General features: G+C 71.0%; 10 protein-coding genes. 5 read left to right on the top strand and 5 right to left on the bottom strand.

Features of this window, described 5'->3' with window-relative positions:
- The first annotated feature begins 28 nt into the window (after positions 1-28).
- A complete protein-coding gene (locus IE252_RS02895) occupies positions 29-2320 on the top strand; it encodes a YcaO-like family protein (protein ID WP_190087608.1) in 2292 nt (763 codons plus the stop codon).
- Between the two features lie 182 nt (positions 2321-2502).
- Positions 2503-3723 (top strand): serine hydrolase domain-containing protein, encoded by a 1221-nt coding sequence (locus tag IE252_RS02890; protein WP_190087607.1) that lies wholly within the window; start codon positions 2503-2505, stop codon positions 3721-3723.
- 78 nt (positions 3724-3801) lie between these two features.
- Here the strand turns inward: IE252_RS02890 and IE252_RS02885 are convergent, their stop codons facing one another.
- From IE252_RS02885 to IE252_RS02875, 3 genes are all read right to left on the bottom strand, one after another.
- Complete coding sequence (locus IE252_RS02885; RefSeq protein WP_190087847.1) at positions 3802-4569, bottom strand: MerR family transcriptional regulator; 768 nt, start codon at positions 4567-4569, stop codon at positions 3802-3804.
- A gap of 105 nt (positions 4570-4674) precedes the next feature.
- On the bottom strand, positions 4675-5154 hold the full coding sequence (locus tag IE252_RS02880) for a hypothetical protein (RefSeq protein ID WP_190087606.1): 480 nt from the start codon (positions 5152-5154) through the stop codon (positions 4675-4677).
- A gap of 62 nt (positions 5155-5216) precedes the next feature.
- Positions 5217-6602 (bottom strand): endonuclease/exonuclease/phosphatase family protein, encoded by a 1386-nt coding sequence (locus IE252_RS02875; RefSeq protein ID WP_190087605.1) that lies wholly within the window; start codon positions 6600-6602, stop codon positions 5217-5219.
- A 233-nt stretch (positions 6603-6835) separates the two neighbouring features.
- Here IE252_RS02875 and IE252_RS02870 point away from each other — a divergent pair, with 233 nt between their 5' ends.
- Positions 6836-8200 (top strand): cytochrome P450, encoded by a 1365-nt coding sequence (locus tag IE252_RS02870; protein WP_190087604.1) that lies wholly within the window; start codon positions 6836-6838, stop codon positions 8198-8200.
- Here the strand turns inward: IE252_RS02870 and IE252_RS02865 are convergent.
- Entirely contained in the window at positions 8192-8812 is a 621-nt protein-coding gene (locus tag IE252_RS02865) for a TetR/AcrR family transcriptional regulator (RefSeq protein ID WP_190087603.1), read from the bottom strand. The two genes, IE252_RS02870 and IE252_RS02865, sit on opposite strands and share 9 nt — an antisense overlap.
- 142 nt (positions 8813-8954) lie before the next feature.
- Between IE252_RS02865 and IE252_RS02860 the strand changes: the two genes are divergently transcribed.
- A complete protein-coding gene (locus IE252_RS02860; RefSeq protein WP_190087602.1) occupies positions 8955-10379 on the top strand; it encodes an amidase in 1425 nt (474 codons plus the stop codon).
- A gap of 263 nt (positions 10380-10642) precedes the next feature.
- Entirely contained in the window at positions 10643-10996 is a 354-nt protein-coding gene (locus IE252_RS02855; protein ID WP_190087601.1) for a hypothetical protein, read from the top strand.
- Positions 10997-11048: 52 nt separating this feature from the next.
- Here IE252_RS02855 and IE252_RS02850 read toward each other — a convergent pair whose 3' ends face one another.
- Complete coding sequence (locus IE252_RS02850) at positions 11049-11636, bottom strand: TetR family transcriptional regulator (RefSeq protein ID WP_190087600.1); 588 nt, start codon at positions 11634-11636, stop codon at positions 11049-11051.
- Positions 11637-11665 lie beyond the last annotated feature (29 nt).

Genomic DNA, 11665 nt, shown 5'->3' with positions numbered 1-11665 from the left:
TCCCGGATCTTTGAGGTTGGAGGAAGTCGTGACAGTCAGTCCTTCCGTGCGGACCGGCGGGCTCCGCCTGGTGAACGTCGAACTACGGCCGCTCGTGCAACCCGGCCCGGGTACGGAACGGCACACGCTGGCCATCGCCCCGAGGGGCGGTCTCTTCGAGATCAAGGCCGCGCCCGAGAAGGTCGCGGCGGTCCTCGCCCGCTGCGACGGTACGAAGACGGCCGAGGAGGTCACCGAGAGCACCTCGGATCCGGCCGGATACCGGGAGGTGCTGGAGAAGCTGACCGAGCTCGGCGCCCTCAGCTCCGGGACCCCGCTCGCCGGCGAGGGGCGCTGGCTGCGGTTCGCGAACGGGACCGAGCCGGACCCCGACCGGGTGGCCGCCACTCCACTGATCCTGACCGGCGACGCGGAGCTCACCGAGATCGCCCAACTCTGCCCGGTTGCCGCCCACTTCGCCTCCGTCGAGGTCACCACCACCGCCGGTCTGCCGCAGGTGCTGGAGGCGTACGAGGACGCCGAGCCGCTGGTCCTTGCGCTGCGCGACCGCTTCGACCTCGACTACCTGGAGTCCCTCAACGACTTCTGCGCCGAGCTCAAGGTCAACTGGTCCTCGTTCCACCTCAGCCAGGGCCGCGGCTGGGCCGGACCCACCGTCGCGCCCGGGCGCACCCCCGACTACCGGGACCTGCTGGGCCGGCGGCTGACCGTGGCCGAACGGGCCGACGTGCACACCGCGCTCACCGGCGACGTGGTGTTCGGCGAGGCCGCCCGCCCCACCCACTCCGAGCTGCTGTGGATGCTCTCGTACCTGCTCATCGACGTGGAGCGGTGGATCGCGGGGGTCACCGCGCTGACGCTGTGGGCGGAGATCGAGCTCGACCCGGTGGAGCTGACCACCTCCCGGCATCCGCTGCTGCCGCTGCCGGACCGTCCCATCGACGACGACACCCCGCCGCTGAGCGAGCGGTATCTGCTGGACGACCGCACCGGCCTCATCGCCACCCACCAGGTCTTCGACCACCACCCCTCGATCCCGGACCAGCTGGTCACCGTGCAGACCAACGTCGCCGACATGCGCCGCCTGTACACCTGGTCCAGCAACGTCGTCTGCGGCGGCACCTCCTTCCGCGACTTCCGGGCCGCGCGCGGCGCCGCGATCGGCGAGGCGGTCGAGCGGTACTGCGGGAACTGCATCACCGACTCCGTGGAGGTGCGCGAGGCCTCGTACCGGGAAATGCAGCGGTCCGGCGAGCGCGCGCTCGACCCGGAGCGCCTGGTCCTCTACTCGGACCGGCTCTACGACAGCCCCGGCTTCCCGTTCGTCCGCTTCACCCACGACCGCACCACCCACTGGGTGCGCGGCCACTCCCTCACCCAGGACCGGCCGATGTGGGTGCCGGCCAGCCTGGTGTACGTGAACTGGTACATGGACCAGTACGCCGAGGTGCCGCCCACCAACTTCCTCTACTACCCGGGCTTGGCCGCGGGGCGCAGCGTGGAGCACGCCCTGGTCTCCGGCATCGAGGAGATCATCGAGCGGGACGCCACCATGATCTGGTGGATGAACCGGCACCCGCTGCCCAAGATCGAGCCCACCCCCGAGCTCGCCGCGCTCTGGGCCGGCCGCCCCACAGAGCTCGGCCAGCGGGGCTGGCTCATCCATCTGGACAACGAGTTCGACATGCCGGTCATGGCCGGAGTGGTCGAGAACGAGGTGGAGAAGCTGTTCTCCATCGGCTTCGGGGCCCGCCCCGACCCGGTGGAGGCCGCCCGCAAGGCGTGGGGCGAGGGGCTGACCCTGCAGGACGGCACCCGCGACTTCGACGACCCCCAAGGGCTGTTCCGGGAGGCGGTCGCGGCGGGCTGGACCAGCGCGCGGGTCAAGCCGTGGCGCGAGGACCGCGCCTACCTCGACGACTACGCCAAGGACTTCCACGACGTCAACGACCTGCTCTGCCAGGAGCAGCTCTTCCTCGACCCGCGCGCGGCCGAGATCGTCCGCCCCTGGGTCGACACGCCCACCAGCCGCTCCATGGACTCGCTGCCACGCCTGGCCGACCGCACCCTCAGCACGTACCAGAAGACCGTCGAACAGCGCGGTTACGAGATCATCTACGTCGACATCACCACCCAGGACGTCGCCAAGACCGGATTCCGGGTCCTGCGCGTCCTGATCCCGGGCCTGGTCCCCAACTTCCCCGCGGCCTTCCCGTTCCTGGGCCGCAGGCGCATCCAGGACATGCCGGTCTCGCTCGGCTGGCGCAGCCAACCGCTGGCCGAGGAGGACCTCAACTACTTCCCCCTCCCCCACGCGTGACACCGCGCTGACCGACGATCCGTGGGCACCGCCACCGCGGCGGTGCCCACACGCGCGTACGAGGGCCGATCGGGTGGATCACCGTGATTCACCCGTCTCCCCCGCCCGATCGACGCGGACGCGAGCCTCTCATCGCGGACGATCTGCTCGGCAGACGAACGGAAGATGAGAGAGGCCCGACCATGAGAAGACCCTCCCTGTCCCGCCGGTCGAAGGCGGCCCTCGGACTCGCCGCGGCGACGCTCACCACCGTGGGACTGCTGCCGGCGACGGTCGCCCCGGCCCAGGCCGCGCCACCCGGTGACACCGTCGCCAAGGCGGGCGAGGACTATCTCTACCCCCGCAACGAGCTGAGCCCCGAGCTGCGGGCCAAGCTCGACAGGGCGGTGCGGGACGCCATGAAGAAGGCGGGCATCCCGGGTGTCCAGGTCGGCGTGTGGCTGCCCGGCAAGGGCAGTTACGTCCGTGCGTTCGGCGTCGCCGACAAGCGCACCGGCGCGCCGATGACCGACGACATGCGGATCCGCATCGGCAGCGAGACCAAGACGTTCACCGCCACGGCGGTCCTCGAACTCGTCGACGACGGCCGCGTCCGGCTGGACGACCCCATCTCCAAGTACGTGAAGGGCGTCCCGAACGGACACCGCATCCGGCTGCGCGACCTGCTCGACATGCGCAGCGGCCTGTTCCCGTACAGCGCGGACAACGACTTCATCCACGACTTCCTCAGCAACCCCCAGCGCGTCTTCACGCCGAACCAGCTGCTGGCCTACGGCTTCAAGCACCCCAACGTGTTCGCGCCGGGCGCCAAGTTCCAGTACTCGAACAGCAACTACATCCTGCTCGGCCTGGTGATCGAGAAGGTGACCGGCAGGAGCGTGCGGGACGTCATCGAGCACCGGGTCCTGCGGCCCAGCCGCCTCGACGACACGATCTTCCCCAAGGCGGCCGAGTTCCCCCGCCCGCACGCGCACGGCTACACCAACCAGACGCTGTCCGGCAAGGTCGTGGACAGCACCCACTGGAACCCGAGCTGGGCCTGGTCGGCGGGTGCGATGATCTCCGACCTGCACGACCTCAAGCACTGGGCCAAGGACCTCGCCACCGGCACCCTGCTCTCCCCCGCCACCCAGGCGGAGCGCCTCAAGGTGCTCCCCACCGGCACCCCCGGCGCGGGCTACGGGCTGGGCATCGTGAACGTCAACGGGTGGACCGGTCACAACGGTTCACTGCCCGGGTACGAGAGCCTCACCATCTACCTGCCGGAGCAGAAGGCGACGCTGGTCGCCCTGCTCAACACGGACATCCTCTACAAGGGCCAGGAGCCGAGCACCGTCCTCGGCACGGCCATCACGCAGGTCATCACCCCGAAGCACCTCTGGGGCCTTGAGCCGCAGCGCTAGTCGGGCGCCGTGGCGGGCGGGCCGAGTGCGTCACACACCGGCCCGCCACCACGCGGAACACCCCCCGTCAGCGCCAGGTCAGTCCAGCCGTGCGTCGGCGTAGACGACCATCGCGTCGCGCTGGTAGACCGCGAGCCCGTCGGCGATCTTGTCGAAGTTCACCCGGAACTGCGGGTCGTCGACGTAGGTCTGGCCCAGCCCCTTGTACGCGGCCGCGTTCGGGGTCCAGAAGCGGCAGACGCCCTGGTAGTGGACCTCCACCTCGGCCTGCACCGCGGAATCGTCGACCGGTGTGCCGGCCACCATGAACTCCGCGAAGCGGATCATCTGCGCCGTCACCTCGCGCTGCCACCGCTCGGTGTCCTCGGCGGTCATCGTCGCGACGGCCTGCCGGGACTGCTCCCAGGCCCGCGGCCACTTCTCGCGCACCTCGGCCTCGGTCTCGGCGGTGGTGGGCTCGAAGCCCTCGAACAGGTTCTCCGGCCTGTTGATCTTCGCCATGGTGGTGTCGTCCCTGCCTTCCTCCAGTTCGGCGATGGTGCGGCCGACCGTGCGGGCGAGCGTGTCCAGCCGGTTCCGCTCCGCGAGCAGCCGCCGGTGGTGCTCGCGGAGCACCGCCACCTGGTCGATCTGGCTGTCCAGGACCGCCTGGATCTCGCGCAGTCCGAGGTCCAACTCCCGCATCAGCAGGATCTGTTGGAGCCGCAGCAGATCGTCCTCTTCGTAGTGGCGGTGCCCGTTGCTACCGATCCAGGCGGGCGGCAGCAGACCGATCTCGTCGTAGTGCCGCAGCGTCCGGGACGTCACCCCAGACATCCGGGCCACGTCCGAAATCGACCAGGCCATCGCCGTGCCTCCCATCGCCGGGCCGGTCTTTCCGGCCACACCGAGGACAGTAGGAGTTGACGCTGCGGCAACCGCAAGCCGCGACGTGAGGGGACATACCGACTACTACTTCTTGTCGGCCTCCGCCGCCACCTCAGTGGTGGTGACCGTGGCCCGCTTGCCGTCCTGGACCTGCTGGAGGCGCTTGAGCGTGGCCGTGAGCATGTCCTGGGCGCCCGTCGTGTCGCCCCCGGCGCCGTCGATCTTCACCCGGATGTTGACGGTGCCCGAGCGGCTGAACGCGTGGACCGAGTCCTCGCTCAGCCCTGGGTTGACCACCAGCACCGACTCGTCGCCGACGGGCTTCTCGAGCGCCCGCTGCTTGTCCTTCTCGGTGCCCTTCCAGGCGGCGAGGGCGCTCTGCGCGTTCTCCGGGGTGTCGAACTGGCAGATGTTCACGAACATCATGTTGTTGGTGGAGCCGTGGTAGATGCACTCGGCGTCACTGCCGTGCGCGAAGCCCTGCGGAGGAGCACTGACCTTCACCTTGGTGCAGTACTCGCCCTTCGGCGAGGACAGTGGTACGTGTGCGTGACATGCACACATCCTACAAATCCAAGATCCACTACCGTCGTCCTCCGGCTCACGGGCACACCCGCACATCCACGTCAGGACAGGGTGAGCGTCCCCCACACCGCCCGGTGGTCGGAGGAGCCGGTGTCCGCCGCGACACCGCAGCCGCTCCAGGTGCCCCCGCCGAACAGGTAGTCGATCTTGCTGACGCCCGCCGTCGGCCGGTTCGGCGTCGCCGAGTGCGCGTCGCACTCCTCGTACGCGGAGTACAGCGCCCCCAGCACACCCGTCGAGGGCGCGGCGTTCAGATCACCGCCGAGCAGCGGGCGGTAGCCGGGCAGCGACGCCGCCTGGCGCAGGGCGTCCGCCTGCTGCGGCTGGTAGGTGCGGTCGGGGTCGTCGTAGCCCTTGCCGCCCGTGCTGAAGTGCGCGGCGCACACCTCCGCCGCCCAGGAGGTCACCGTGGCGCACAGCGCGGTGCGCTGCTCGAAACCGGGCGGGGAGGGCAGCTCGTACGCCCGGTACCAGGTGTTCTCCTCCGGCACGGCCAGCGCCACGCCGTACGCTCCCCGGTCCGCTCCCGCCGCGTCGGGCTGGCAGTTCTTCTGCGCCTTGATGCCCGTTCCGGGCACCTGGTACTGGACCGGCGCGAAGCGCACGTCCCAGCCGCCGCCGAGCTGCGACTCCAGCGCCAGCTCCACGGGCTTGGCGAACTTCTCGCAGAACTCTTCGAGCAGGATCACCTCAGGGTTCCCGGCGGTCTTCGCGCGGGCCACGATCTGGTCCGCCAGCGGGCCCGCCGCCGTGTGGTAGAAGCCGCAGTCCTTGTTGTTGTCGCCGCACACGTTCCACGTCATCGCCTTGACGGTGCGCGGCGACGCGGTCGGCGGCGGGGTCGGGTCGGCCGGTGCGGCCACGGCCACCAGCCGGAAGCGCTCCCAGGAGTTCACCGCCGTGGCACGGGCCTGGAGCAGCCCGTCGCCCGTCGCGCTGGCGTCGGCGGAAACATAGCGCTCCTGCGTACCGTCGTGGAAGCGCAGGGCGTAGACGTCCGCGCCCGACTGCGGCTGCGGCACGAGCTCCAGCTTCTCCCAGCCGGCGGGCGGCCCGTCGGTGCGGGCGCGCAGCTTCCCGTACCGGCCGTCGGCCCCGGCGCCGAACTCCGCCGCCACATAGGCACCGTTGGCCTGCGACCGCAGGCAGACCGTCGCCCCCTTGGCCGTGTTGTCGGTGTGCAGGGTGAACTGCTCCGCGATGCCAGGGTTGTCCGCCCGGGCGTGCAGCTCGTTGGTGTTGGACGCTTCCACCGAGACGTACTTGCCGGTGGCGAGCGAGAGCAGCTCCCACTGCTGTCCGGCCGACTTCGTGGTGTTCGGGGGCGTCGGTGCGGCCGCCGTGGCGGGCGCGCCGAGCAGGGCGGGCAGGACCGCCCCGAGCAGCGCGGCAGCCAGCAGCCGCGGCATGCGCAGACGATTTTTCATACCGGGAGGATAGAGAACCGATGATGTGCACCTGCCAGGGAGTGCGGGGACCCGCTCCCGGGCCCGCCGCCTGCGCCTTCGTGCCCGTCGACCGGGGGCTGCTGCCCGTGCGCACCACGCCCTCGCGGGCTGCTTCGCGCCGGGTTCCCGTACGTGTGCGGGGGGAGGATAGTCGGAAGCCGACGGCCTGCCGCGCACCGGGCCCGGCATGTCCTTCCTGGAGGTGTCCTGCTGTGACCACCACCCCCTCACGGCCCCGCGCCGGTGTGGCTCCCGGCGGCCTGCCCCTGCTCGGCCACGCCTGGCAACTCCACGCCCGCCCGCTGGAGTTCCTGTCCTCGCTGCCGGCCCACGGGGACCTCGTACGGATCGGGATGGGGCCCTGGCCCGCCTATGTCGTCTGCCGCCCGGACGCGGCGCACCAGATGCTCACCGACTCGCGGACCTTCGACAAGGGCGGCCCGTTCTTCGACAAGGCACGGGTGCTGTTCGGCAGCAGTCTGCCCATGGCCGGGTGGCGCGAACACCGCTGGCAGCGCCGCCAGATGCAGCCGGCCTTCCAGCCCGGCCGCATCGACGGGTACGCGGTGGTGATGGGCGAGGAGGTGGACCGTATGACCACCGCCTGGAAGCCCGGCCAGCGGCTCGACGTCACCGCCGCGCTCACCACCCTGACCCTGCGCATCGTCACCCGCAGCGTGCTGGCAGCGGAAGCCGAGGACTCGGCGGTGGCCGAGGTGCTGGAGAGCCTGCACACGGTCATCGACGGCATCTACCAGCGCGTGATGCTGCCGCTCGGCCCGCTCTACCGGCTGCCCACCCGGGGCAACCTGCGCTACCGCCGCGCCTGTAGGCGCCTGCACCGCGCGATCGACGACATCATCGCCGCCCGGCGGGCCGCGCCCGGCAAGGACGACCTGGTGTCGATGCTGCTGACCGCCCACGACGACGACACGGGCGAGCCCATGTCCGACGAGGACATCCGCGACCAGCTGATGGTGATGATCGGCGCCGGTTTCGAGACCACCGCCAACACCCTCGCCTTCGCGATCTGGTTGATCAGCCAGCACCCGAAGGTACGGGAACAGCTGCACGCCGAGGTGGACGCGACGCTGGCCGGGCGCACCGCCACACCCGCCGACCTCGACGGCCTGTCGTACACCCAGCGCATCATCCACGAGGTGATGCGCATGTACCCCGCGGGGTGGTTCTTCACCCGGGTCACCACGACCGACACCACCCTCGCCGGGCACCCCCTCCCCAAGGGCACCGCCCTCCTCTACAGCGCCTACCTGCTGCACCACCAGGCCGACCTGTTCCCCGACCCCGAGCGTTTCGACCCCGACCGGTGGGCCGCCGACGGGGCCGACGCCCTGCCCCGGGGCGCGCACGTGCCCTTCGGGGGCGGCAACCGCAAGTGCATCGGCGACCAGTTCGCGCTCACCGAGATGACCCTCGCCCTGGCCACGGTCTGCACCCGCTGGGACCTGACGCCCGACCCCGAGGCCACCCTGCACGTACAGGTGCGCGGCACGCTGGGACCGGGCCCGCTCGACATGACGTGCACCGCCCGCAACACACCCGCCGGTTCAGCCTGAGCGGGCGTGCCGGGTCGGCCGCTCCCAGAGCCGGCCCAGGTGGGTGTGGAGGACCTCCTGGGCCTGCCGCGCGGTGAGGTGGCCGATGAGGACGTGTGCGGTGAGGCCGTCGGCCAGGGCGAGGAGAGTGCGGGCTTCGTGGTGCGCGTCCAGGGGCACCTCGTACGCGCCACTCTCGTCGGCTTCCGCGACGAGGCGGGCGAACGCCTCCTGCAGGGCCGCGTAGTTGGCCTTCAGCGTGCCCGCGAGCGCCTCGCTGACCGCCGCCTGCGCGACGAAGGCGAGCCACACCCTGGCCTCGGCGCGGTGTTCCTCCCGGAGGAGTGAGATCTCGGTGGCCGCGTGGCCCAGGGCGGACGCGGCCGACTGGGCCGGGCTTCGGACGAGGCGGGCCCGTACGCGCTCGGCGACCCGCTCTCCGACGGCCCCGAGGGCGAACACGAGCATCTCTTCCTTGGTGCGGAAGCAGCGCTGCACCGCGCCCATCGACACCTGCGCCCGGGCGGCGACATCGCGCAGGGTCACGCCCTCAAGGCCGCGTTCGTCGGCGAGTTGGCACACAGCCTCGGCGATCAGTTGGCGTCGGCCTTCGTGGTCCACCTGCCTGGGCATGCCCGCTCGCCTCCGTCTGCCGTGCCTGCCGCCTTGCCGCGGCTGTGGCGCTTCGCCCACCTTATTCGATGCGCTCGCATCGGCACTCGGGCTATTGTTCCGATGCAACCGCATCAGAACGCCCAAGGGGAGAGTGTGAAGCATGCAGGACGCGTGGTGGCAGAGGCCGGCGACGGCACAGGCGGCAGCGGTACGGAGTGGGGAGGTGTCGGCGGCCGAGCTGGTCGAGAGCCATCTGGAGCGCATCGCCGCCGTCAACCCGCAGGTGAACGCGGTCACCCAGCTCCTGGCGGAGCGCGCCCGCGAGGCCGCGGAGCGGACGGACCGCAGGCGGGCCGCGGGGGACGCGCTGGGGCCGCTCGCGGGCGTGCCGTTCACGGTGAAGGAGAGCACTCCGATCGCAGGCGTGCCGACGACGTTCGGGGTGAAGCGCTTCCGCGATCTGGTCGCGGCGGCCGACGCGCCCCCGGTGGCCCGGCTGCGGGCCGCCGGTGCCATCCCGGTCGGGCACAGCAACATGCCCACCCTGATCCTGGCTGGGATGCACACCCGCAGTGAGCTGTTCGGCGACACGGTCAATCCGTGGGACCGCGGCCGTACGCCCGGCGGCACCAGCGGAGGCGACGCGGTGGCCGTCGCCACCGGCATGGCGGCGCTCGGCCTGGGCAACGACTCCGGCGGGTCGATCCGCGTCCCGGCCCAATTCTGCGGGGTGGCGGGGCTGAAGCCGACCACCGGGCGCTTCCCCGCCGACCACCGCGTCCTCGGCCCTGACGACCCGGGCCCGGCCTCCCAGATGCTGGTCACCGACGGCCCGCTGGCCCGGACCGTGGCCGACCTGCGCCTGGCCTACGAGGCCCTGGCCGGGACCGACCCGCGCGACCCGCGAGCGGTTCCGGTGCCCACGTACGGCGAGCCGCTGCCGGGAAAGGCGAAGGTGGCCGTGGTGACGGACCCGGGCGGCCACGGCGTCCACCCCACCGTCGCGAAGGCCATCCAGACCGCCGCCGACGCGCTCCGCGACGCCGGATACGAGGTGTGCGAGGTGCCGGATGTACCGAGGCTGGACGAGGCCCTCGACGCGTACAACCAGATCACCGTGACCGAGTTCGCCCCCAACTGGCCGATGGTACGCACGCTCCTGGGCCCGGGCGGTGACCGCTACATCGCGATGGCAATGGAACAGACCCCACCGGTCACCGACCCGGCCCAAGTCATGCGCCTGATGGGCACCTGGTTGAACATCCGCCGCTCATGGGCGGAGTTCCTGGCCGACTACCCTCTCGTACTCGGCCCGTCGTTCACCGAGCCGCCGGTCGAACCGGGCCTGGAGTCACGCGACCGGGCGAGCCGCGACCGGGTCGCCTCGGCGATGCGCCTGTGCACGGCGACAAGCTTCGTCGGCATACCGGCGGTAGCCGTACCCACCGGCCTGACCGACGGCCTCCCCTGCGGAGTCCAGATCATCGGCCGAGCCTTCCGCGAGGACCTGTGCCTGGACGCGGCCCAGGCGATCGAGAACCGACTGGGGGTGCTGACGCCGGTGGGGCCGGTGGAGGTGGGCTGACCGGACTCCCGCACGGGCGGAGCTGGCAAAATCGCTCGACGCGTTACTGAAGATCCTTCACGATCGCCAGATCCGCCTGTCGACCGGATGCCGCCCCTCGGGGCGCCGACGCCGATGGGTTCGAGTACACAGACTTTGGAGTCTCACCATTGAGCTACCAGCTCACAGCGGTCATCGCGGAGAGCGGCCTTCTCACGTCCGCAGCGGCAACGTTCCCGTCGGCCCGTACGGCCCCCCTGCCGCAGGGGCTCGCGCTACTGCCCATGACCGAGACGCTCTTCAGTGAGCTGACGAAGGAGAACGAGGCCGGCCACCCGGCGTTCTGGCGCCTGCCCACCACCCTCGACCTCGCTCTTGCCGAATGGTCGAAGGCCGGGCCGGTGGCGTACGTCGAATCCGAGTACTTCGGAGGGCTCGGCGAAGAGAACAGCGCCGTGTGGCGAGCCGGGCGCCTGACTCTCGGCCCCCTCCACCAACTCGAATTCGAGCCCGTCCCCGCAGAAGGATCACCGGCCATACGGGCCCTGCGTGAGCTCGGGGTCCAACCCGGCCACTCATTCGACGAGTTCACCGCACTCGGACTCGACCGCCACCGGCACAGCGAGGACTGGGTTTAGGGATCCGCGGCCGATCCCCGGCGAGTGGTCTGAGTATTGGGGCGGGTGACGGCTACGGTACGGCCGCGGCGATCACCGACGTCACCACCCTGCGGACCTCCTCCGGCTCGGGCGGGGCGCCCTCCCGGCCTGCGAACAGCAGGTGGCCGGTCCCGATCAGTGTGAGTGCGAGCGTGTCGACGTCGGCGTCCGGCGCGATGCGGGCCAGGGCGTGTTCCGCTGTGAGGTAGGAGGCCAGCATGGACGTGGCCTCGGCCAGTACGGGGACGCCCTGTGGCGTCGTCCGGCGCAGCCGGGTGCGCAGTTCGCCTCGGAAGGTGACGAGCCCGATGATCGCCACCGCGACCGAACCGAATGTGGCCGTCAGTGCTTCGGCGAGGTGATCCGCGACGGTGCCGGTACCGGCGGTCGCGCGCAGAGCGTCGGACTGGCGGGCGATTCCGTCGACCCGGTCCCGTACGAGCTCGACCAGGAACGCGTCGAAGTCCGTGAAGTGGCGGTGCAGCACCCCTTTCGCGCAGCCTGCCTCCTCCGTGACCGCCCTGCTGGTCAGCGCGTTCGGGCCGCCCCGGAGCAGTACGCGCTCGGCGGCATCGAACAGTTGCCGGCGCACGTCTCGCAGGGCCACGCCTGTCGGCATACCCGTACCCCTCCCTCACCGGGCCCGCC

This window comes from Streptomyces melanogenes, from assembly GCF_014649795.1.
Taxonomy (GTDB): domain Bacteria; phylum Actinomycetota; class Actinomycetes; order Streptomycetales; family Streptomycetaceae; genus Streptomyces; species Streptomyces noboritoensis.
The sequence above is the reverse complement of the archived record's forward strand: the minus strand, read 5'-3'. Positions and strand labels throughout refer to the sequence as shown.

Excerpts from the sequence above, each read along its gene's own strand:
- IE252_RS02875 (WP_190087605.1), bottom strand. The coding sequence starts at position 6,602 with ATGAAAAATCGTCTGCGCATGCCGCGGCTGCTGGCTGCCGCGCTGCTC.
- IE252_RS02860 (WP_190087602.1), top strand. The coding sequence starts at position 8,955 with ATGCAGGACGCGTGGTGGCAGAGGCCGGCGACGGCACAGGCGGCAGCG.
- IE252_RS02885 (WP_190087847.1), bottom strand. The coding sequence starts at position 4,569 with ATGGCCTGGTCGATTTCGGACGTGGCCCGGATGTCTGGGGTGACGTCC.
- IE252_RS02880 (WP_190087606.1), bottom strand. The coding sequence starts at position 5,154 with ATGTGTGCATGTCACGCACACGTACCACTGTCCTCGCCGAAGGGCGAG.
- IE252_RS02865 (WP_190087603.1), bottom strand. The coding sequence starts at position 8,812 with ATGCCCAGGCAGGTGGACCACGAAGGCCGACGCCAACTGATCGCCGAG.
- IE252_RS02890 (WP_190087607.1), top strand. The coding sequence starts at position 2,503 with ATGAGAAGACCCTCCCTGTCCCGCCGGTCGAAGGCGGCCCTCGGACTC.
- IE252_RS02850 (WP_190087600.1), bottom strand. The coding sequence starts at position 11,636 with ATGCCGACAGGCGTGGCCCTGCGAGACGTGCGCCGGCAACTGTTCGAT.
- IE252_RS02855 (WP_190087601.1), top strand. The coding sequence starts at position 10,643 with ATGACCGAGACGCTCTTCAGTGAGCTGACGAAGGAGAACGAGGCCGGC.